The following is a 21748-nucleotide window of genomic DNA, read 5'->3' as shown; positions in this document are numbered from 1 at the left end:
GGGCTTCCATGGATCAGGTTACGGTGGCGGGCGTGGACTGCGGCACCAACTCCATACGTCTGCTGATAGCCCAGGTGGACCGACAGGGGCTCCACCCGGTGGCTCCCAGGCTGATGCGGGTCATCCGGCTGGGGGAGGGCGTGGACCGCAACCACCGCTTCTCCGATCAGGCTCTGGAGCGCGCCTTTGAGGCCTGTCGGCTCTTTGCCCGGCAGCTGCAGGAACACCCGGTGGATGGCCTGCGCTTTGTGGCCACCTCGGCCACCAGGGATGCCGACAACCGCGAAAGCTTTGAGGAGGGGGTGCGCTCCATCCTGGGGGTCACGCCCGAGGTCATCAGCGGCTCCCAGGAGGCCTCGCTGAGTTTTCTGGGCGCGGTCAGCGTGCTGGAGCAGCGGTGTAGCGCCGACATGCCTCCTGCGCCCTACCTGGTGGTCGACCTGGGTGGCGGCTCCACCGAGCTGGTCCTGGGCGGGGACGGGAGCGATCTGCCTGTGGACCAGGTCAGGGCCTCCTACTCCATGAACATCGGCTCCGTGCGGATGACCGAGCGCCATCTGCTGGGCGATCCGCCCACCCAGGAGCAGATCGACCAGGCGCTGGAGGATGTTGACGGCTGGATCAACCGGGCCTTCGAACAGGTTCCCGTAGCCGGGGTAGGCAGCCTGATCGGGGTCTCCGGCACGGTCACCACCATGAGCGCCCTGGCCCTGGGATGCGAGGTCTACGATCGCCATGCCGTCGATGGCCGGTCCATTGCGGTCGATGCGGCCCGCCGGGTTGACGACCGGGTGCTGAACATGAGCCGGCAGGAGCGCAGGGAACTCAAGGCCATCCATCCCGGTCGTGTGGATGTGATCGGCGGCGGCGCCCTGATCTGGAGCCGTCTGCTGGAGCGTCTGGGCCAGGCCAGTCCCAGTGCGCTGGCTTCGGGAACCTATGTGGCCAGCGAGCACGGCCTTCTGGATGGCCTGGTCCTGGACTACGGCCGGACCCTCCTGCGCGAATGATATACTAAGGCGTTATGGGTTACGGCCCCGGTGGCGAAATGGTATACGCATCGGACTTAAAATCCGCCGCCTTCACCGGCTTGTGGGTTCGATTCCCACCCGGGGCACCAAGGCCTCATCGGCTTGGACGGCAGTGTCGCAACTTGTCACCCGGCCGACGAACCGATACTCTGGTACGCAAGAAAACCAAAGGAGTTGTCATGAGTGACCAATCCATGCCCGAGGTGAACGCCGAATTCGGCGCCACGCCGACCATAACCTTCCATGGTCCGGCGCCCAGCGGGCTGCGCGCCGTGGAGCTGGTCGAGGGGGACGGGCCGGTCGTCCGCAAGGGCGATACCGTCACCGTCAACTATCACGGCGTCGTCTGGGGTTCGGATCAGGTCTTCGACTCCAGCTTCCAGCGCCATCAGCCGGCCAGCTTCGGCATTGGCGTGGGGCAGGTCATTCGCGGCTGGGACCAGACGGTGCCCGGTCACAACGTGGGGTCCAGGTTGGTGGTCTCCATTCCGCCGGAGTATGGATATGGCCGTCAGGGGATGCCCCAGGCGGGCATCGGCGGCGACGATACCCTGGTTTTCGTGATCGACATCATATCGACACGGTAGACAAGGGTCTCCAGGCGCCGGTGAGGGCCGGCGCCTTTTTCATACCCTTGACTTTGCAGTTCAGGTCGGGCCACGAGACAAGCGCATCAAACAAGGAGGAATCACATGGCTGAGGAAAAGACGATTCTGCTGACACAGGCCGCTTACGACAAGCTGAAGGAGGAGCTCGACCACCGTCAGGGCGAGTACCGCGACGAGATCACCGAACGCATTGCGGCGGCTCGTGCCGAGGGCGATCTGAGCGAGAACGGCGGCTACCAGGCTGCCCGCGAGGAGCAGGGCAAGAACGAGGGGCGGATCAACGAGCTGATCGTCAAGCTGCGCAACGCCAAGATCCTCAAGGCCCCCAAGGCGGGCACGGTGGGCAACGGCTCCCTGGTGACCCTGACCATGGCCGGCAACGAAATGGTCTATGTGCTGGGCTCCAGGGATCTGACCGTGGCCACCGACTACGACGTCATCAGCCCCGAGTCGCCCATCGGCGCGGCCCTCATGGGCGCCAAGAAGGGCCAGACCGTGACCTACAAGGCACCCAACGGCAAGGACATCTCGGTCACCGTCAAGGATGCCCAACCCCTCAAGTAGCGGGACGACCCCTCACCGTCCCGGCCCGGCCTGAATGAAGCCGCTCCCCGCCATGGTCGACGGAGAGCGGCTTTTTGTCACCGCTTGATTCGTAAGGTCGGCCGGTGGCTTGTGTTGGATGGTGCTCGCTGAACAGACCGCCAGGTTGGCGATTTGTTCAGCGCAGGTTGCAGACCACCAGGTAGATGGCCACGATGTGGCAGGCGTAGCCTACGACCGTGCCGCAGTGGAAGATCTCATGGAAGCCGAATACCCGCGGCCAGGGATCCGGCCGGCGCAGACCGTAGACAATCGCCCCAAGGATGTAGGCCAGGCCGCCGGCCACGATCAGCCACACCACCGGCGGACCGGCCATGGGGGAGTCCCAGAAGAGCTTCAGGAAGCCCACGCCCGAGACTCCGAAGACCACGTAGACCAGGGTGTAGAGCCAGCGGGGAGCCTCGATCCAGAAGACGTGGACGATCATGGCCACCAGGCTGGCCCCCCACATGCCCAGGATGATGATCCGCCGCCAGAAGGGATCCAGGGCGAAGGAAATGGGCGTGTAGGTGCCGGCGATGAGCAGGAAGATGTTGACATGGTCCAAGCGGCGCAGCACGTCCGTGGTCCCCGGGGTCCAGTCGCCCAGATGGTAGAGGGCGGAGTTGCCGAAGAGGGCCAGTGAGGCGACCATGAAGACCGCGCAGGCCAGCTTGAGCCCAGTGCCGTGGGCCAGGCAGATCAGCACGATGCCGGCGGCCAGGGCCAGGGGGGCGGCCACGGCGTGGATCCAGCCACGCAAGAGGGGCTTGGGACGGCCGTGGACATCCAGGCGGACCTTGCGCTCGATCTCCATGTCGGGGATGCCCTCGATTCGCGAGGCCTTGATCTCAGCCTTGGCCATGATCCGCGCAGCCTTGGCCTTGGCCTTGGCACGCACCGCGTCAGCCCTGGCCTGCAGATGGGCCTCGTGGGCCACCTCCGCATCCCGGCGCAGGTAGGTCAGCTCCTGACGGCGCTGCTGACGACGGCGTTCGAGATCGGGATCGACCTCCTGATCCTCGGACGGTCTGCCGTCCTCGCTGGTCCTGGTTGCCATGGCCCTCCCTTGGCCCCTTGACTGGTCCGGGCCTGTGGGTCCGGTCGCCGGGGCGAAACATCCGTCAACCACCCTACCCCAGACCTGCGCATTGGACGCGCATGTCATCATCGCCCTTGGCATGACCCGCCTGTCTGCTTCCGAGGGCCCTTTGTATGATGGGGGGCATGGCTGATTTTTCCGAGATTCTGGCATCCTGCGACGACTGCAATGAGGAGGACCGTGAGTGGCTCCACCACCTGGTGGCCGACTGGCAGGTCATCGCCGATCTGAGCTTTGCGGACCTGCTGCTCCTGCTGCGCACCGGCGAGGGGGAGTTTACCGTGGCCGAGCAGTGCCGGCCCTCCACGGTCATGTCCCTGCGCACCGAAGACGTGGTGGGGGAGCACTTCCCGCCGGATCAGCGCGGGGAACTGGAGGCGGCCATGCAGTCCAAGGGGGTGCTGCGGTCCACCAAGCTGCGCACCATCGGCCGTGCCACGGTCTGCGACGTCTATGCTCCTATCAGGCACCAGGGCAGGACCCTGGGTCTGGTGGTCCGCGAGACCAACATGGCCACCCGCGAGTCCAACGGCCGTTACGAGAGCGAGAGCATCAACGCGGGCAAGGAGCTCTTCGAGATGATCACCCGGGGCGAGTTTCCCTACGCGGATTCAGTGCTCAACCAACGGCACAACGCCAGGGTGGCCGACGGCTTCTTCGTGCTGACGTCAAGCGGCGTGGTGCGGTACGCCTCGCCCAACGCCATCAGCTGCTTCCGCAGGCTGGGCTCAGTGGAGACCATGATCGGCCAGTACCTGAGCGAGATCGGCACCTCCCTGCTCAAGGAGAACGATCCCGTGCCCGACTCCCTGCCACTGGTCCTGTCGGGCAAGGCGGCCGTGGACTCGGAGCTGGACGCCAATGGGTCGGCCGTCTCCATGCGCTCCCTGCCCCTCTATGGCAAGCAGGGCCGGATCGGCGCCATCGTGCTCTGCCGGGATGTGACCGAACTGCGCCGCCGGGAGAAGGAGCTGCAGACCAAGGATGCCACCATCTCCGAGATCCACCACCGGGTCAAGAACAACCTCCAGGCCGTGTCGGCCCTGCTGCGGCTGCAGGCCAGGCGCACCAAGTCCGACGAGGTCCGCAAGGAGCTGGAAGAGGCCCAGCGACGCGTCCAGACCATCGCCGTGGTGCACGAGGGCCTCAGCCAGACCGCCGACGAGATTGTGGACTTCGACAAGGTGATCGCCAACCTGCTCAAGATGAGCGTGGACCTGGCCACCACCAGCGACCAGCACATCACCATCTCCTACGTGGGCAAGTTCGGGATGATGCCCGCCCAGGACGCCACACCCCTGTCCCTGGTGCTGACCGAACTGGTCAACAACGCTGTCGAACACGGCTTCGAGGGCCGTGACGAAGGGCATATCACCATATCAGTGGGCCGGGGCGGCAACAACCTCAATGTGGTGGTCGAGGATGACGGCAACGGCTACAGCACCGAGTCGGATCAGGGCCAGGCTCGTTCCACCGGGTCCGGCCTGGGCACGCAGATCATCAACACCTTCGTCACCAACGACTTCGGCGGCACGGTCAAGTGGGAGCCCCGCCGGGATGGCGGCACCCGGGTGGTCATCAACATCAAGCTGCGCGTGGCCCAGGACGTGTGATGCCTGGCGCCTTTTAGGAAAAGAGAGGGGCGACGGCATCAAGCCGTCGCCCCTCTCCTGTTTTGCGCAACCGGGAAGGTGTCAGGACTGCATCTGCATGGCCTGGGACCTGCGCGCACGCATGGCCCTGCGCTTGAGAGCCCTGCGTTCGTCCTCGCTCAGTCCGCCCCAGACACCGTAATCCTGGTTGGTGTCCAGCGCGCACTTCAGACAGGCGTCAATGACCTTGCAGGTCCTGCAGACAGCCTTGGCCTCCTCGATCTGCTGATAGGCTGCACCGGTGTTGCCGACGGGGAAGAACAGCTCAGGGTCCTTGTCACGGCAAGCAGCCTTGGCGCGCCAATCAAACGCATTACTCATCTACCTAAGCCTCCAAGAAGTTTTTATCGATGCTTTTATCACTACCCTATGCAAGATAAGCACGATGAGTGACTTTTTTCAAGGGTTCATTTGTTTTACGGCTAAAGAGAACACCTGTAGCGGAATGGCGAGACCCGCCTCCAGAACCAGACACCGTCCGGGAATGGCGCTGGCCCGGGTGGGGAGGGTGGCCAGCTGATCGGCGGGGATGCCAGCTGCCAGATCGGCTCCCCGTTCGCCGCAGGGGAACACCAGACGACGGCTGAAACGCTCTGGTCTGCGCAGGGCGCTGGCCGTCTCCACGGCCAGGATCACAGAGGTTCCCTCCTGTCCCAGAGCCTCCTGTAGAAGAGGGGCCAGAGGATCCCGACAAAGCGGATCCAGCAGATCCTGGGCGTCGTCAAGAATCCAGACCAATGCACGGCTGCCATCCTGGCGGCCATGAGGCGGTGGCGGCACCGTGGCGGGAAAGTCCCGACTGCTGTAGCCATGGCCTGTCCGGCTCGTGATGCGCAGGTCGAAGCTTGGCTCTGGTCGGGCTCCGGGCTTCATCAGGGTGAGCAGGGAACGAGCCAGCAGAGCCAGAAGGGTGCTCTTGCCCCGACCTCGAGGTCCGATCAGGGCCGTATGACCGTTCAGCGGCAGGCGATAGAGATGGAGCAGAACCCCGTCGTCCATGTGTCCCAGAGGTATCTGGGGCTGTCCCGATTGCCAGAGGACCTGCCCGCAGGCCGGATCATGCTCTGGCAGGGGAGGGGAGAAGAGCGGTGCCGGCGGTCGGCTGCCGCAAAAGCGACTGGCCTTGATGATCTGGCCCACCAGGGCCTGCGGGTCGGCTGCAGGGCAGGTGCGGAAGGCTTGTGGACCCCGGCCCTGCTCCAGGAAGCCCAGACCCGGACAGGCAGGGTCGATCGCCGTGGCACAGGAGGAGCCCAGCAGCTCCCTGGACTGCAGGGGGTCCCGCACTCGCAGACAGATGCCCAGGTTCATGTTGGCACGCATCTGGGCGCTGACCTGCCCCATGGTCTGCTGGGTGCAGGCCACCAGGTTCATGCCCAGGGATCTGCCCTGAGAGGCCAGAGAGGTCAGCCTGTCCAGGTAGTCAGGCAGGAGTTGGCGCAGGGCCTGGAACTCGTCAATGACCACCACAAGGCGTGCCGGTGGATCGGCCATACGGGCAGTGTCTTCAACCCCTGCTCTGGCGACCAGGCGCTGGCGGCGCTCCAACTCCCGCTGAAGGCCGTTCAGCGCGCGTACGGCCCGGTCCAGGTCCAAATTGGTCACGCAGCCCACGGTGTGCGGCAGCCGGGCCAAGAGGCCGAAGCCGGCACCGCCCTTGAAGTCCAGCAGGACCAGATTGAGCCGGTCTGGCGGCTGACTGGCGGCCAGGGCCAGACACCAGGTCTGCAGAAAGACCGACTTGCCCGAACCTGTGGTGCCTGCCACCAAGGCGTGGGGTCCGTCGCGGGGCAGATCGATGACCAGCGGGCCATGATCAGGCCGGATGCCGATGACTGCCGGTGCCGACCTTCCTGATGCGGCAAGCCATGCGCGGACGATGCCCTGCCAGGGCAGACCTTGCGATCCCGAAGGCCCTGATTCCAAGAGCCGGGACTCCAGCTGAGGGCCGGGGTCAGAGGCCAGTCCAGCCAGGTCCTGCAAGGTCTCGTTCTCCGTAGTCATCGATAGGGATGCACGATCCGATACTGTGCCGTATGCCGATTGTGCGCCTGCCGGCGGAGCGGACGATGACCGGCGATGCATTCGCAGCAGGCTCAGAAGCACCATGGCCAGGGTGCCCGTCAAGCTGGGCAGCAGCAGGAGGAGGAGCATCCAGCGGCCCTGGCCGACCACGTACCAGATCATGCCCGCCTGGGCCAGGGCTGGAGCCGTCTGCGCAACCAGGGTCAAAATGACCTGGGCGCTTCCCCTTTTGGCCTTCCCCTCTTTGGTGCCAGCAGAGTGCCGATCGCCGCATGCAGCCTCGCTCGGGACTGTCGGCCCGGCTGCTGGCAGTGGAAATACAGTTGCTGATGAATCGGCCTTGATCATGCCTTCAGCATGAGCTGCCTGACGCAGGAGCGCTAGAGCAAGCCTGGCATGTGGTCAAATGTGGACGGGATTGATGGTGTGCGCAAAGCGGGCGCTACATGCCGCCGACAGTTCCAGCGGCATGACTGCCCTGGGCCAGTTGGTTGAACAGGTCGGTGTTGCGGGCTTGATCCAGCAGGACGGTGGAACCGATGCCTCCGCCCGGATAGTAGTCGGGGTCTGTCCAGTAGACGCTTCCGGTGACCCCATTGCTGCTGCTGGCGCTGCGGAAGGCCAGGACCATGCGTACAAGGTCTATGGGGTTGGCCCGCTCATCCACCACCAGGGCATCCAGACCTGCCGAAAGGACCTTGCCGGCCCTGGACGGGTTGAGCATGACCGAAGGCTGCAGGGCCTTGGCGCTGATGGCCGAGATGGCCTGGCGCTGGCGTTCGGCACGCCCAAAGTCTCCCTTGGGATCCGAGTAGCGCATGCGCGTGAAGGCCAGGGCCATGCCGCCGTCAGCCTGATGGCAGCCGCGGGACCATACCATGCCTGAGTTGGGGTCGTTGACGTCTGCGTCGTAGCAAAGCCTGACACCCCCCAGGGCGTCGACCACCTTGCTGAGGCCTCCGAAACGGATCAGGGCCACATGATCGACCTTATGGCCGGTGATGTCCTCGATCTGGCCGGTCAGGGCCCGGTAGCCCGATGTGTAGGCCACGGCGTTGATCTTCATGTAATCCCCGTCCTGCTTGACCAGGGAGTCTCGGGGAATTGAAATCAAGGAGGCGGCTCCGTGCCGGGGCTTGGTCAGCACCAGGATGGTGTCGGTGCGGAAGCCGGTGATGCTGGCATCCTGTCCGGCCCCGGGAGAACCGTCGCGCTGGTCCGATCCCAGCAGGAGCCAGGTGCTGGCTTCCGAGCCAGGGGCATCGGTCAGCATCTTGTCGCGGGTGAGTCTGCCATTGATCCAGAACCATCCCCCACCCGCCAGCACGACCAGCGCCAGCAGCAGAACCAGCAGCAGAATGGCAGCGAACCTGCGCAAGGGATGTCTGCGGACGAGGGCCGTGCCGTTCCGCATGTTGCGGTTATGGCCCCTGCTCCGGTCGTGTTCAACAGGTGCAGCTGCAGCCGCTGGTCTGGGTGTGGTTTTCGAGGATCCGCTGGTGCGTCGGGCTTTCTGATGTCCAGCCCCGGCGGAGGGGGAGAAGCTGGGAGGCGTCTGGCTGCGGCTGTGTCTAGCCCCGGTACCCGGGGTTTGGGGGTCGGCCGAGGGACGGCGATGCCCGGAAGGCATGAAGCTAGGAGGCTCCTGCCCTTGTCCGCCTTGGTCTGATCCAGTCCGCATACCCTTAACCTCCGTAGCTTTGGCCGACTAGGTCAGCAATAGCATGCCTGAACGACCCTAGGGGGTTCAATCGGCTATCTCTGCGCCGGAACCGCACAGACCGTAGCAAACAGGTAGCGGTCCGCCATGCCGATGTACTGTCCGGTATTTGCATCCTTGATGGTTCCGTCGTCCGGATCGACGGTCCCGCCCGTGTTCGGATCGATCAGGGTCTTGTCGGGCATGGTGATCAGTCCGGTGCGTGGATCGGGCTTGGGCAGAGCGGCATCGGACGCAGAGGGGGACTGGGCGCTGTTCCCTGCGTCAGAGCCGTTGCCCGCTGTCTGAGCGGCATCCTGGGCATCCTGACCATTGCCGGCCTGGCTGCCTGGTGAGGATGCCGACTCTGCAGCCTCATTGGCCTGGGTCAAAGGCTTGCCCTCTCGCAGCAGGTGCCAGATGGTTTCGGCCTCGTCCGTCCATACCACCCGGTTGCTGTCCTGGGACCATTCTTCGACAGGTATGGTTCGGGCGTAGATATGCGTGGTGTCTATATGCTTGAGCGAATTGCCCAGGCCCAGCAGGGTCTGGAAGCTGCCCAGCCCCTCGCTCAGCTGCAGGGTGGACATGGAGGTGGTGGCCAGACGGTAGGCCTTGGGCAGATCGGAATAGATGTTGACGGCCTTGGCCTCGTTGACCAGGCTCTTGATCAGGTACTGCTGGCGGGTGGTGCGCATGATATCCGACCCGTCGGCGCCGGTTCCGTGGCGCATGCGAGCGTACTCGGTGGCCTGGGTTCCGTCCAGATGCTGCAGGCCGCGCTTCAGGTTGATGCCGGTGTAGCCGTCCCAGGTGTCCTTGGGGATGCACACGTCGACCCCGCCCAGGGCGTCGATGATGGACTTGAGGCCGTTGAAGTCAGCCACCACAAACTGCTGGATGTCCAGGCCGGTCAGGGAGCGGACCGCCGCCATGGAGCAGCTGGCGGCCGAATTCGCATCGCCGCCCTGGTTGTAGCCCTCGGCGAAGATGGAGTTGAACATGACCTGGCGGCGGGCCGGGATGGTCTCCCCCTTGCTGGTGGTGCAGGCCGGGGCGTTCACGATGGAGTCCCTGGGAATGGAGACCACATTCACATAGGAGCGGTCGGCGGCGATCTGGACCACCATGGCCGTATCCGACTGGTGGTTCTCCTCCAGGCCGTCGCCGCTGCCGCCCACCTCGGCATTGCCCTTGCCGTCGCGGGTGTCTTGGCCCAGCACCAGGACGTTCAGGGTTTTGCCCTTGTAGATGTCCTCCGGGGCCTTGTGGGTTTGAGCCAGGCTGACGGGCTCGAGCACGTGCATGTGACCGTTGATGTCGGTCCAGAAGGCCGCCACCGTCGAGGCCACGAAACAAAGAACGAAGGTAAGGGCCAGACAGATGCCCGTGCGCAGACGGTGGCTGCTGCGGAACCCGTCGCTGTGCTGGGGCTTGCCGTTCCTGCCCGCCTTGATGTTGGGCAGACCCATCTTTCTGGTTGGGGACGTCAATGGTATGCCTTCCTCATCGGCTGTCGCTGTAGGGGTCATTCCGGCGGGAAGAACCGGGATGGCGGCGAAGCGTGCTTGAACCAGTCATAGTATAGTCTGACCCCCATCCGCAGCTCCTCTTCGGGCGATATGGCTCCCTGCATGTGTTGCTCAGTTGCGCTGGCAGATATTTAGGGGTTGACAGATGACCCCTACAGCAGCTGTAATGAAAGTGTGTAAACACACTAGGGACTGGGGGGTCGCTATGAGTGGATTTGTTGACACTCGGTATAGCAGTACAACTAAAAACAGGCTGACGCCGCTGATGCAGTGGTTCGAAGTCAACGTCGGACCATCCTGGCGAAGCGAGGCGCTCTGTGCGCAGACCGATCCGGAAGCGTTCTTCCCGGGCAAGGGAGGCTCCACCCAGGAGGCCAAGAGGGTCTGCGCCGACTGCACCGTCCGCAAGCAGTGCCTGGACTGGGCGGTCGAACACGACGAGCGCTTCGGCATCTGGGGCGGCATGAGTGAACGGGAGCGCCGCCGTTACAAGAAGAGGATGCGCGCACAGCGTCAAGTCTGAATCGCCGCGGATGCCCGAGCGAGGCATTCGGTGACCTGGTTTGCGTAGACTGGAACGCATGAGTTTCGTCGCGCCTCAAGCCCAGGATGTCCGGCAGGTCCTCTCTTCGGTCATGAACGAATGTTCACCCGCCGCCAGTCCTCATGTGGAGGATGCCGTGGCGGCGGTGATCACGGTCGAGCATGATCTGACCTATTTACCGGACACCCTGCGTGCCCTCTTGCGGCAGAGCCTCTTGCCGCGGGTCCTGGTCATCGCGGACTGTTCGGGGTCCACCGCAGAGCCGCTCTATGCGCAGTTTCCGGTGGATGGGCCCGCGCGGGTGGAAGTGCAGGTGGTTCGCGCGCGAGGCGCCTCCTCCTTTGGCGATGCCTTGGACAAGGCGCTTGGCTATGCCCGCCTGCCTGGTCGGATCCGGGCTCTTTGGCTTCTGCACGACGACTGCCGTCCACTGGACAATCATTGCCTGGACGAGCTGGTGGACACCTGGCACAGCAATCCCACTGCCTCCCTGCTGGGTGCCAAGCAGTATGACTGGCAGGGCGAGGGGCTGCGTGACGTGGGTCGTTACGCCTACCGTCACCGAACGGTGAGCCTGGTAGTGGACAGCGAGCCCGACCAGCAGCAGTATGACGCGCGTCAGGATGTCTTCGCGGTGAGCCTGGCCGGCGCCCTGGTGCCCATGCAGACCATGAAGGACTTGGACGGACCAGGCGCCTGGGCTGGCACTTTCGGCCAGTCCGACGATCTCTGCCGCCGTATCTGCCTGTCAGGGGGACGGGTGGTAATCGTGCCGGGAGCCCGGATGGCCCATGCCAGCGCCCGAATGAGCGGGTTGCGTGATCGGAACGGGCGGGCGGTGCAGCCCGACCGCCCCTTGGACGCTTCCATGGGTCCCATACTGGCCCGGGAACGCTACCTGCTGACCGATTTTGCCCTGCCCTGGTGGCCGCTGGTCTGGCTCTGGCGAGTTCTGGCGGCATTGTGGCTCATGGCGGTTGATCTTATCGGCAAGCGGCCCTACAGGGCCCTCTGCCGTCTGTGCGCGCCCTGGCGGATCCTGGCTCGACCTGCAGCGCTGCTGACCATGCGCCGCCGTCTGACCTCCGCCTGCCATGGCAGTCCCCGCCGGTTGGACATTCTTCAGGCCAACGGCCAGCAGATCCGGCAGTGGCGGCAGCGCAGGCAGGCCTTTCATGATCAGCGTGAGCATCCCATGCTCAGCCACCTGGCCCTGGCTCATCTGCGGCAGCAGTTCCTGCGTCGCATGGCCTGGGCTACAGGGATGACCCTAGCGGTCTTGGCGGCCTTGGTGGTCACCCATTGGCCCCTGTGTCGCGCTATCTTCTCGGGAGGGGCCATCCATGCGCCCTCCCTGCCCTCGTCAGGAGCCGATTGGTCCCGGCTGCTGACGGCGGCCACCACCTCCTGGTCCATGGCCGGAGGCGTTGGGCAGCCTGCAGTTCCCGCCCCCTTCCTCCTGGTGCTCCTGCCCTTCGCTCTGCTGACCGGCGGTCACGTAGCCCAAGCCATGGCCCTGATGCTCCTGGCGGAGACGGGACTGGCCGCTCTGTCGTTCTGGGCTCTGGCCGGCGTGGTCACCAGGTCCAATCCCGTCCGCGTCCTGCTGGGGTTGCTCTGGGCTTGTCTGGCATTCGCCCTGGGCATAGTGGATGGCCTGCAGCTGCCCATGCTGACGGTCATGGCCTTCATGCCTGCCGCCTTTGCCTTTGTTTTCAAGGCCGTGGGGCTGTATCAGACCGAGGCTCCCGTGCATCCCAAGGCTTCGGTGCAGCAGGCGGCTCTGGCCTCTATCTGCTTCCTGCCGGTCCTGGCTGCCGAACCTCAGCTCATGCTGGCCATGATTCCGCTCTTCATCATGGCGATCTGCCTGGTGCCCTCCCATCGGGTCATGCTGCTCCTGGTGCCGCTGCCCTCGGCGCTGGCCCTGGCGCCCACCCTGGTCAATTCCTTGCACCATGCCAATCAGGGGCTGTGGAGGCAGCTGTTCGCAGATCTGATGATCCCCTCGACGGGCCTGACCGGTCAGCCCAGAACCGGGAGCCTGGGGCAACTGCTGGCCCGCCTGCTGGACCTGGACGTTTCGGCCCAATGGCCCATCAGGTGGCGACCTGAGCTCTGGCGCCCGACCACCCTGGCCTGCGCTCTGCTGGTGGTGGCCCTGCTGGCCTTTATCGCCTTGGTTGTGCCTCGGGCGCTCAAGACTGCCAGGATTCTTTGGATTACCGTTCTGCTGGGCCTGATTCTGGCGCTGATCTCCCAGGCGGTCTGCACCGGCTTGGACGAGACCGGTCCAGTGGCCGGTTCGCTCCTGCCCGGCGTGATGCTTGCACTCATGGGACTGCTGGCTTGTCTGGGCCTCCTGGCTGGCCGGGCCGTCCGTCCCTTCTCGCCTCTTGCTCCCGGGCACGACCAGGATCCAGACGGCGATGGTGATCGTCCGCCCCTGCCTCCTGCGCAGTCCTCTTCAACCTCTGCAGCTGCGGCTGATGGCGGAGGACGGATTTTCAGGCTCCTGCTGGGTTTGATCCTGACCCTGGTCACGGCAGGCGTGGCAGCGGCTGGTCTGGCGGCGCCAGTCGGAGGACCCCTGTCCGCTGATGACCGGCAGCTTCCGGCAGTGGCGGTGGACTATCTGAACAAGGATCCGTCCCACCGGGTGCTGGTGCTGACCTCGCCCTCACACGGCCGCGTGGCCTACACGGGTCTGCACACCTCACGAGGCGAGCTGATCGATGCCTCGCCTGCCCTGCGCGCCCAGATGGTGAACGGCGGGAAGATGGCCGGTCAGGATGTCCTCTCGCGTTCGGCGGCGGCTCTGATGGCCAATGCCGACTCCAAGGCTGTAGCGGCTGTATCCGGCCTGGGCTTCGGAGGAATCTATGTGCCTGCCGACCATTCTGGTGCCGGCGGCATGGGATCCACGCCCAACGATGACCTGGTATCCAACATCACCGCCAGCGATGGCGCCCAGCAGGTGGCGACCAATGCCCAGGGAACCTATTTCCGTTTGAGCTCGCAATCCGGCAGGGATGTGGGGGTCAACATGGCCGGGGCCCGTCAGGCGGCGGCCAGCACCTGGAGGAGGGTCTGGCTCTGGACCCTGGGCTTGGTCCTGCTGGGATACTGCCTGGTGGCTCTGCCGCGTCCTGGCTACTTTGGAGGGGAGCAACTATGAGTGCACGAAGCAAGGGATCCCTGGTGGCTGCCCTGGTTACGGCGCCCCTGGTGGCGGCTTTGATCGCCGTTCTGGTGGTATGGTCGCCTCCGGCCTCCCTGGCTGATGGGGCCCAGGGCTCGGCATTCGTTGCCAGCCGGGTCAGTCAGCGTGAGGTAGCGGCCTACTGCCCGGCTCGCATGACGGTAGCGGATGAGGACAAGGTCGGCGATGACCAGTTCAAGGCCTCGGAGGGCGATCTGAGCGCCCGTGTCACAGCCGCTGCCTTCGGATCCATCGGCAGTGCCAGCCTGACCCCGCTTGGCGGCGGGCGACGCACCGTGATGACTGATCCCGATCTCTTGGACGGGCAGAAGACCATGGCTGCATCGCTCGACCCAGGTGCCTCGGCCACGGCCTTCGATTCCCGGATGCTCAAGTCCCAGCCGGGCACGGGGGCGGCTGTCGGTATGGTCTCCTGGGCCACCAAGGGCGATCTGCGAGGGATCCAGGCGCTGGCCTGCCCTCGGGCCGTCATGGATGCCGACTTCCTGTTGCCCGCCACCGGCCGAGGGGCCGCACAGCGGCTGGTGGCCTACAACCCGTCATCCAAGGCTACGGTCATCAGTCTTGAGATCCAGGGTTCGCATTCCTCCGGCAACCTGTCCTTGGAGACCGGGAACACCATGACTGTGGCGCCTGGAGGCTATGCCTCATACGACCTGTCTGCGGCGGCTCCCGGACAGCAGGCCATCTATGTCCGGGCTCGCAGCTCCCAGGCGCCAGTGGCCATGTCGGTCTCGGTCAATGTCATGGCTGGACTCGATCCACGCGGGTCGGATCAGGCAACCGCCTTGGCGGCGCCCGGCCATGATCTGGTTATTCCCGGCCTGCGCGGGGCAGACCAGGCCACCCTGCTTCTGCAGGGTTCCAAGGCCACTGCGGTGGAGCTTTCCTGGATGGATGAAGACGGTCGGGAATCCCTGCGGCGGGTGGATTTGCAGGGTTCCAGGGCCACTGCGGTGGACTTGGGCGGCGTGCCTGACGGCAAGCTGGCTCTGCAGGTGCATGCCGACCAGCCTGTCCGAGCGGTTCTGCAGGTGACCGGCCAAGGCAGCCAGGACCAGTCGCAGTCCGACCTGGCCCTGATTCCTGCGGGTGCTGCTGCCGCCTCCTCGGCCCTGACCATATCCCAGCCTGCCCAGGCTGCACTGACCCTGGTCAACCCATCGACGGATCCGATCAAGGCCGAACTGGTCGGGTTCGACGAGAAGGGCAAAAAATTGGATGAGCGCTCGCTGACGGTTGAGCCGGGTCGGGCCCATGAGCTTTCAGCCCACGATCTGGGCGACCAGGTGGCCGCCGTGCGGCTGAACGAGGATTCCGGGCATGGCTCCTCCCGGCTGATCTGGAATGCCCGCCTGAGCGTGGACGCGGTCAACCAGGCTGGCCTGGCCGGTCTGGCGGTCATGGCTCCTGACGGGCTCATGCCTGCCACCACGCTGATCCGCTCCGGCCCGGACTCCGCTGTCCTGCCCTGAAAGTCGGCTGTCAGCGTCCCCACATGGGGTCGATTTCCTCTGGGTCGCGCCCATAAAGGTCAGCCAGCTGCAGAACCAGTTCGTCGCGGATAATCAGCTCCAGCTCGGTGCGGTCTCGGGTCTTGCTCTGGATGGGCAGCCGGTAGAGGACGATTCTGGCGGGGATGCCGCGGCCTGCCGGGAAACTGCGTGAGAAGAGGTCCGCCCTGTCCTCCCAGGGGGTGGGGTCGGAGGGCGGCACATCCTCGACCGCGAATTGAACGGGCTTGACCAGCTGGGGCCAGCCGGCTCCCAGCCGCCGGATCTGGGCCGCGGTCAGATCGTCGAAGATCCCGCATCTGGTGCGATAGCGGGGCAGGCGGGTGCCGAAGGTGGGCCGACGAATCCCGCGGCCATGACTGTCCCGATAGACGCTGCGGGACCAAGGCGGCTGATCGTTGATCATGACACTCACCATAGCCCCTCAATCCAGTGGCAGTTTCGATTCAGGGTGTCTTGTAGCATGGAGCGATGATCGACAAGCGGATGGGAGCAATCATGGCGGAGGACGGTGCGGTGAACGTGGCCTGGTGGGGCAGCCAAGACATAGGGTCCATCTGCGCACGGGCACGGGTGCTGGCCTTCGATCTGGACAATACCCTGGCGCTGTCCAAGACCCGCATGGACCAGACCATGGCCGTCCATTTCGCCGCCCTGACCCGGCTTCGGCCCGTAGCCATCGTCTCTGGCGGGCGGTTCAGCCAGTTCCGCGACCAGGTGCTGGATGCCCTGCCTGACGATACCCGTTTCGGCCAACTGCATCTGATGCCCACCAGCGGCACCCGCTACTACCGCTGGCAGGATGGAAGCTGGGATTGCGTCTACGCCCACGACCTGAGCGCCCAGGACCGGCAGGCCGCCGAGGCCAGCCTGGAGCGCAGGGCCAAGCAGCTGGGCGACTGGGAGGAGCAGGTCTGGGGGCCGCGCATCGAGGATCGCGGCAGCCAGATAACCTTCTCCGCCCTGGGTCAGCAGGCCCCCGTAGAAGCCAAGGAGGCCTGGGATCCGGACAACAGCCGCAAGGACGCCCTGGCCCGGGCCGTGGCCGCTGATCTGCCCAACCTGCAGGTGCGCTCCGGCGGCTCCACCAGCGTGGACATCTCGGCCAAGGGCATTGACAAGGCCTACGCCGTGACCTCCCTGGCTAGGATACTGGGTGTGGATGTCGGCGATATCGCCTTCGTGGGCGACCGGATGGATCCTGACGGCAACGACTATCCGGCGGCCCTGGCCGGGGCCATGGCTCTGCGGGTGCACAATCCTGCTGATGCCCTGGACCTGATTCAGGCCATGGAGGCCGATCTGGTCTGAACCTGTCCGCAGACAATTCTGTGAACAGACAGCCTGTTCATGCACATGGATCTGATCTGCTTGCCTATCCTCTGTGTATTGGGGTTGGCTGGGCGGTATGCGCAACCCTTCATTGGCATTTGATCGACTCCGACAGGCCGCTTGTGCTGTCGCCTCGGCCTTGGCGGGCTCGGCCCTGGACCTGCTGGCTCCTCGAGCCTGCGCCGGCTGCGGCCGCCCTGACCTTCTGCTCTGCCCCAGTTGCAGATCCCTGCTCTTCCGGCCCCTGTCGGTGCCTGCGCCCGCCTATGCCGTAGGTCTGGCCCTGGCCTGCGCGCCCTATCGAGGACCTGTCAGGCGGATCATTCTGGCCTGGAAGGACCATGACAACCGGCCCTTGGACAGGCCGCTGGGCCAGGTCATGGCCGATCTGGCTCCAGCCCTGTCCAGGCTGATCGATCCTCTGCTCCGGCCCAAGCCTGCCAGGGCCATTCTGGTGGTTCCCGCCCCCTCCTCGTCCTCATCCCTGCGAAGGCGGGGGAGGGTTCATCTGCAGCCGATCCTCCTGTCTCTGGTCCAGGCCCTGCAGCGGCAGGGCCTGACCGCCCGTGTGGAATCTGCTCTGATCATGAACTCCGTCAGGACCAAGTCTGTCCAGGCGGGCGGCCGTCGGAACCGTTCGCGTCGGCTGGCAGGCCGGATCGCGGTTGCGGATCCCTCACGGCTGTCCGGTCATCCTGTCTTGGTGGTGGACGACATCATCACCACGGGATCCACCATCCGCCAGTGCGCCCGTGCCCTGGAGACTGCGGGTGCCCTGCCTCTGGCTGCCCTGGCTCTGGCGGCTGTTCCTCCAGGCCATGAGGACCTCTAACGGGCCTGTGCTACGGCCATCTCGTCCCAGCGGGTGGTGGCCCTGGGGGAGAGCATGCCCCGGTTCATGGCCCAGTCGGCCCCCGTATCCTCGTCGCCCCGGCCCTGGCCGCGGATGCCTCCGTAGCCTACGCCCACGCGGAAGGGGCCGAAACGACGGGTAGCGTCCTCCAGGACGTCCCCCAGACCATGGGTGTCCCGGGCTGCGTCCAGTCCTTCCAAGGTGTGGAAGTGGTCGGCATCGGTCAGGTCCAGCAGAACCACCCCGGCCCGGATCCAGCGGGCGTGGGGATCTACTCGGCCCTTGAGCGCCCGGCTGGCTGCGCCGGCGATGACCAGCGGGTCGTCGCTGGGATCCTCCAGGACGACGGTCCGGCCAGCTGAGCAGAACTGCTGGGGCGCATAGGGGCTGGTGGAGCAGAAGACCCGCACCCTGCCGCACAGGCCGTGCTGTCGACGCAGGCGGCGGCAGGCCTTCTGGGCGTAGATGCTCAGCGCCTGGGCCAGGGTGGCGTAGCCCTCTATGGGGTGGGAGAACATGCGCGAGCACAGAATCTGATCGGTGCGCACGCCCCTGGCGGCATCCGCCTCGGGCTCGATGCAGGGTCGCCCCCTCAACTCCAGGACGGTGCGCTGCAGCATGACGGAGAACCGATGCCGGATCAGGGAGGGATCGGCATCGCGCAGATCCAGGGCGGTGGTGATGCCCATGCCCATGAGCCTGCCGGTCAGCCGCCGGCCCACTCCCCAGACCTGGTCGATGGGCACTGATGCCAGAGCCTGGTCGCCATACTGGGACTCCACCTGGCTCCAGAGGGTGATCCCCTCGGTCGAGGGATGGTCCTTGGCCCAGTGGTTGGCCACCTTGGCCAGGGTCTTGGTAGGCGCCACACCCACGCTGACGGGAATGCCGGTGCATCGCAGGACCGCGGCGCGCAGCTCCCGGCAGATCTCGACGGTGCGCTTGTCGTTCCAGATGCTGTCCATGAAGCACTCGTCGATGGAGTAGATCTCCTGGTTGGGCAGGAAATGGGCCATGATGGCCATCATGCGCCTTGAGAGGCTGGCATAGAGCTCATAGTTGGAGCTGCGGGCCACCACCCCGTCCTGCAGGGCCCGGTCGCGAATGGTGAACCAGGGTGTGCCGTTGGTGATGCCCAGGGCCTTGGCCGGGCGGTTGCGGGCCACTACGCAGCCGTCGTTGTTGGACAGCACAACCACCGGGCGATCAGCCAGGGAGGGGTCGAAGACGGCCTCACATGAGGCAAAGAAAGAGTTGGCATCAGCCAGGACCACCCGGCCTGTCAGAGCGGTCCCGGGTGCCGGCTGGGCCGGTCTCTGCGTGCTCATGCCGACCCCCAGCCCGTGGAAGGATAGGCGGGTTTCCGGCCCTGGCTTCCCGTGCGCCTGCGTCCGTGCGGGGTATGTCCGGGATAGGTGACCTGGGGCAGGGGAGAGCCGCTCCGGGATTCGCCCTTGGTGTCCACCCGCTGCCAGTGGTAGTTGCCGATGACCACCCCCCAGATGACCAGTTCCTCGCCCTCCTGGGGCAGGAAGTCGGGGTAGTCGGGGTTCTCGGCCCGCAGCATGGTCCGTCCCTTGCGTCTGGCCAGCCGCTTGACCAGCAGCTCGTCGTCCAGGATGGCGATGACGATGTCCCCCTCGCGTGGCTCCAGTGACCGGTCGACCACCAACAGGTCCCCATCGAAGATGCCGGCTCCGGTCATGGAATCGCCGGCCACATGGATGATGAAGGTGGAGTCGGGGTGGACGATGACGTTCTGGTCGAAGCTGAAGTCGCCGCTGAAGTAGTCCTGGGCCACTGAGGGGAAGCCGGCGTGGACGGCCTCCAGGGCCTGCGGGACAGGGCTGGGGTGCCCTCGGAAGGGACTCAGGGCATCGACCCGGCACTCCGGCAGGGAAGCAGGGGCCGCCTCCGGCGACCCATGGATGGTAGCGACCATGGCACACCTCGAACTCGATGGCATTCGAACAAATGTTCGATTTCATTATGAGCCGAAGTGCGCCTCCCCGTCAATGCGGCGCGTCGGGCCCGCCGGAGCCGTCCCCGTCCCCCTCGTCCTCGTCGGGGTCGCGGTGATATCTGGGCAGGGTGATCTCGAAGTCCGCTCCGCGCGGATCGTCCACCACCTGCACCTGGCCTCCATGCAACTGCGCCGCCCAGCGGGCGATGGACAGCCCCAGCCCGGTGCCGCCTGACTCCGTGCCCGGGCCGGCCTTGCCCTTGACGAAGCGCCGGAAGATATCGGTGCGGGCCTCGGGGGGTATCTGCGAGCCGAAGTTGACCACGTTGGTGACTATGGTCTCCTGCTGCCGGTCCTCGTGGGCCTGGATCAGCACCGTGGTGCCGTCGGCCGAGTGCTTCAGGGCGTTGCTGATGACGTTGGTGAAGAGCTGACGCAGCCGATCCTGGTCGCCCTCCATTCTCAGGCCCTTCTCCAGATCCACCTGGATGTCATGGGCATGCCCGGCGTCGGCTATGGCCAGGGGCTGGAGGGTCTCGTCGATGAAGTCGCCGAAGTCGAAGTCCTCGATCTGCAGGCTGGCGGCTCCGGCCTCCATCCTCGACAGATCCAGCAGGAAGGCGATCAGGTCGGACAGGCGGTGGGTCTGCTCCAGGATCCCCTCCAGGTTGGCTGGCGTGGGCTCGGTCACCCCGTCCGCCATGTTCTCCACCATGGCCTGCAGGGCCGAGACGGGGGTGCGCAGCTCGTGGCTGACATTGGCCACCATGTCCCGGCGCATCTGGTCGGCGTGCTGGAGCTCCTCGGCCATCTCGTTGAAGGACTGGGCCAGGAGCCCCACCTCGTCATGGCTGGTCGTGGTGGCGTGGACCCGGACCGTGTAGTCCCCGTCGGCCATGGCCTCGGCCGCATCCCGCATCTGCCGCAGGGGAGCGGTGAGCCCTCGGGAGAAGAAGTAGGTGATCCCCAGGGCCACCACCAGGGTCAGCGGCATGGCGATCCAGCCGCTCCAGCCCATCTTCAGCAGGAACCAGGCCATGACGAAGGCTATGGCTGTGGAGATGATGATCAGGACGCTCAGCTCCACCTTCAATGAGGCGAAGGATCCAATGGGCCGTTCCCGGTCCACACGCGCACTCAGACTGGGCCCCTTGCGCCGGCTTCTGCCGTCCTTGCTCATAGCGTGCATCCGCAGCCGTTACCGCTGGTCCTGTTCCTGATCCTCGGGCGGCTCGAAGGCGTAGCCCACGCCATGCACGGTGCGGATCATCTGCGAGCCCAGCTTGTGGCGCAGGGCCTTGACGTGGGAGTCCACCGTCCTGGTGCCTGAGGCATCCACCCAGTCCCAGACCTCCTCCAACAGCTTCTCACGGGTGAGCACGGACTTGGGCCGGCGGGCCAGCGTGGCCAGCAGGTCGAATTCGGTGGGTGTCAGGTGAATCTGCTCCCCGCGCAGGGTCACGATGCGCTGGGCCGGGTCGATGACCAGGGATCCGAAGTCCAGCACCTTCTCGTTCTCGGAGTTCTTGGCGATGACCTTGGCCCGCTCCACCCGGCGCAGGAGGGCCTTGCAGCGGGCGATCAGCTCGCGCATGGAGAAGGGCTTGGTCATGTAGTCGTCGGCTCCGGCGCCCAGACCGGTCACCTTGTCGGCCTCGTCGTCCCTGGCGGTCAGAATCAGCACCGGCACCGGCCGCTCGGCCACGATCCGCTTGGTGGCCTCCAGTCCGTCCATGACGGGCAGCATGATGTCCATGATGACCAGGTCGGGCTTGATCTGGGAAGCGGCCTGCACGGCGCTGGCACCGTCCGATGCCACCCGGGCCGTCCACCCTTCGGCGGTGATGCGCTGGGCTATGGCAGTGGCCAGGGTGGGTTCGTCCTCAACCACCAGGATGGTGCTGGGTGTAGTGTAGCGGCTTGTGTTTCTGATCATGCCTACCTCTGTTTTCGATCACTGATCCGCAAAACGATGCTCGTCATGCGGGGTGGAGCCTTGTCGGCATTCGTTCCACCACCGTCGTTTCTTCCAGAATAGTCTTCAGAGCCTCCAGGGGAAGTGTGCTCGCGGAGAATCGCGTCGTCCCA

The 21748-nt window shown here is 65.4% G+C and carries 19 protein-coding genes and 1 tRNA gene; 10 read left to right on the top strand and 10 right to left on the bottom strand.

The window, feature by feature from the left end:
- The first annotated feature begins 8 nt into the window (after nucleotides 1-8).
- The 4 genes from QRX40_RS04960 to QRX40_RS04945 all read left to right on the top strand — a co-directional run bounded on the left by QRX40_RS04960 (nucleotide 9) and on the right by QRX40_RS04945 (nucleotide 2203).
- The gene (locus QRX40_RS04960; protein WP_313836697.1) at nucleotides 9-1010 is read left to right on the top strand and encodes a Ppx/GppA phosphatase family protein; all 1002 of its coding nucleotides are present in this window, start codon (nucleotides 9-11) and stop codon (nucleotides 1008-1010) included.
- Between the two features lie 24 nt (nucleotides 1011-1034).
- Nucleotides 1035-1120: transfer RNA gene (locus QRX40_RS04955), tRNA-Leu, on the top strand.
- Nucleotides 1121-1210: 90 nt separating this feature from the next.
- The gene (locus QRX40_RS04950; protein WP_024627330.1) at nucleotides 1211-1618 is read left to right on the top strand and encodes an FKBP-type peptidyl-prolyl cis-trans isomerase; all 408 of its coding nucleotides are present in this window, start codon (nucleotides 1211-1213) and stop codon (nucleotides 1616-1618) included.
- Nucleotides 1619-1723: 105 nt separating this feature from the next.
- Nucleotides 1724-2203 carry a transcription elongation factor GreA gene (locus tag QRX40_RS04945; protein ID WP_024627331.1) on the top strand — a complete coding sequence of 160 codons (480 nt, stop codon included), beginning with the start codon at nucleotides 1724-1726 and terminating at the stop codon, nucleotides 2201-2203.
- A gap of 157 nt (nucleotides 2204-2360) precedes the next feature.
- Here QRX40_RS04945 and QRX40_RS04940 read toward each other — a convergent pair whose 3' ends face one another.
- Nucleotides 2361-3281 carry a hemolysin III family protein gene (locus tag QRX40_RS04940; protein WP_313836694.1) on the bottom strand — a complete coding sequence of 307 codons (921 nt, stop codon included), beginning with the start codon at nucleotides 3279-3281 and terminating at the stop codon, nucleotides 2361-2363.
- A 167-nt stretch (nucleotides 3282-3448) separates the two neighbouring features.
- On the opposite strand from QRX40_RS04940, the gene QRX40_RS04935 reads away from it, so the two are divergent.
- Nucleotides 3449-4936 carry a histidine kinase N-terminal domain-containing protein gene (locus tag QRX40_RS04935; protein WP_313836692.1) on the top strand — a complete coding sequence of 496 codons (1488 nt, stop codon included), beginning with the start codon at nucleotides 3449-3451 and terminating at the stop codon, nucleotides 4934-4936.
- A gap of 81 nt (nucleotides 4937-5017) precedes the next feature.
- On the opposite strand, the gene QRX40_RS04930 is transcribed toward QRX40_RS04935, so the two are convergent.
- From QRX40_RS04930 to QRX40_RS04915, 4 genes are all read right to left on the bottom strand, one after another.
- The gene (locus QRX40_RS04930; protein ID WP_015021978.1) at nucleotides 5018-5296 is read right to left on the bottom strand and encodes a WhiB family transcriptional regulator; all 279 of its coding nucleotides are present in this window, start codon (nucleotides 5294-5296) and stop codon (nucleotides 5018-5020) included.
- A gap of 78 nt (nucleotides 5297-5374) precedes the next feature.
- The gene (locus QRX40_RS04925) at nucleotides 5375-7348 is read right to left on the bottom strand and encodes an FtsK/SpoIIIE domain-containing protein (RefSeq protein ID WP_313836691.1); all 1974 of its coding nucleotides are present in this window, start codon (nucleotides 7346-7348) and stop codon (nucleotides 5375-5377) included.
- Nucleotides 7349-7442: 94 nt separating this feature from the next.
- Nucleotides 7443-8681 carry an LCP family protein gene (locus tag QRX40_RS04920; protein ID WP_313836690.1) on the bottom strand — a complete coding sequence of 413 codons (1239 nt, stop codon included), beginning with the start codon at nucleotides 8679-8681 and terminating at the stop codon, nucleotides 7443-7445.
- A 74-nt stretch (nucleotides 8682-8755) separates the two neighbouring features.
- Nucleotides 8756-10192, bottom strand: coding sequence for an LCP family protein (locus QRX40_RS04915; protein WP_313836689.1), 1437 nt, complete (start codon nucleotides 10190-10192; stop codon nucleotides 8756-8758).
- 304 nt (nucleotides 10193-10496) lie between these two features.
- Between QRX40_RS04915 and QRX40_RS04910 the strand changes: the two genes are divergently transcribed.
- Genes QRX40_RS04910 through QRX40_RS04900 form a run of 3 tightly spaced genes read left to right on the top strand, consistent with a single transcriptional unit; the run spans nucleotide 10497 to nucleotide 15473 of the window.
- Nucleotides 10497-10754, top strand: coding sequence for a WhiB family transcriptional regulator (locus tag QRX40_RS04910; RefSeq protein WP_029676165.1), 258 nt, complete (start codon nucleotides 10497-10499; stop codon nucleotides 10752-10754).
- Between the two features lie 58 nt (nucleotides 10755-10812).
- A complete protein-coding gene (locus QRX40_RS04905) occupies nucleotides 10813-13953 on the top strand; it encodes a glycosyltransferase (RefSeq protein ID WP_313836688.1) in 3141 nt (1046 codons plus the stop codon).
- The gene (locus QRX40_RS04900; protein WP_313836686.1) at nucleotides 13950-15473 is read left to right on the top strand and encodes a DUF5719 family protein; all 1524 of its coding nucleotides are present in this window, start codon (nucleotides 13950-13952) and stop codon (nucleotides 15471-15473) included. Before QRX40_RS04905 ends, QRX40_RS04900 begins: the two co-directional genes overlap by 4 nt.
- A 10-nt stretch (nucleotides 15474-15483) precedes the next feature.
- Here the strand turns inward: QRX40_RS04900 and QRX40_RS04895 are convergent, their stop codons facing one another.
- A complete protein-coding gene (locus tag QRX40_RS04895) occupies nucleotides 15484-15918 on the bottom strand; it encodes a metallopeptidase family protein (RefSeq protein WP_024627339.1) in 435 nt (144 codons plus the stop codon).
- Between the two features lie 92 nt (nucleotides 15919-16010).
- Here QRX40_RS04895 and QRX40_RS04890 point away from each other — a divergent pair, with 92 nt between their 5' ends.
- Nucleotides 16011-16823, top strand: a complete 813-nt coding sequence (locus QRX40_RS04890; RefSeq protein ID WP_101432790.1) for an HAD-IIB family hydrolase — start codon at nucleotides 16011-16013, stop codon at nucleotides 16821-16823.
- A gap of 112 nt (nucleotides 16824-16935) precedes the next feature.
- Nucleotides 16936-17676 (top strand): phosphoribosyltransferase family protein, encoded by a 741-nt coding sequence (locus QRX40_RS04885; protein WP_313836684.1) that lies wholly within the window; start codon nucleotides 16936-16938, stop codon nucleotides 17674-17676.
- On the opposite strand, the gene QRX40_RS04880 is transcribed toward QRX40_RS04885, so the two are convergent.
- The 4 genes from QRX40_RS04880 to QRX40_RS04865 form a co-directional block, all read right to left on the bottom strand.
- A complete protein-coding gene (locus tag QRX40_RS04880; RefSeq protein ID WP_313836682.1) occupies nucleotides 17673-19025 on the bottom strand; it encodes a DUF4113 domain-containing protein in 1353 nt (450 codons plus the stop codon). The two genes, QRX40_RS04885 and QRX40_RS04880, sit on opposite strands and share 4 nt — an antisense overlap.
- Nucleotides 19022-19639, bottom strand: a complete 618-nt coding sequence (locus QRX40_RS04875; protein WP_144085689.1) for a LexA family transcriptional regulator — start codon at nucleotides 19637-19639, stop codon at nucleotides 19022-19024. Before QRX40_RS04875 ends, QRX40_RS04880 begins: the two co-directional genes overlap by 4 nt.
- A 70-nt stretch (nucleotides 19640-19709) precedes the next feature.
- Complete coding sequence (locus QRX40_RS04870) at nucleotides 19710-20840, bottom strand: cell wall metabolism sensor histidine kinase WalK (RefSeq protein ID WP_045924565.1); 1131 nt, start codon at nucleotides 20838-20840, stop codon at nucleotides 19710-19712.
- A gap of 18 nt (nucleotides 20841-20858) precedes the next feature.
- Nucleotides 20859-21596: a response regulator transcription factor gene (locus QRX40_RS04865; protein WP_045924564.1), complete on the bottom strand. Its 738-nt coding sequence runs from the start codon at nucleotides 21594-21596 to the stop codon at nucleotides 20859-20861.
- Nucleotides 21597-21748: the final 152 nt, after the last annotated feature.

The sequence above is a fragment of the Bifidobacterium sp. H6bp9 genome, assembly GCF_032193695.1.
Classification (GTDB): domain Bacteria; phylum Actinomycetota; class Actinomycetes; order Actinomycetales; family Bifidobacteriaceae; genus Bombiscardovia; species Bombiscardovia kimbladii.
The sequence above is the reverse complement of the archived record's forward strand: the minus strand, read 5'-3'. Positions and strand labels throughout refer to the sequence as shown.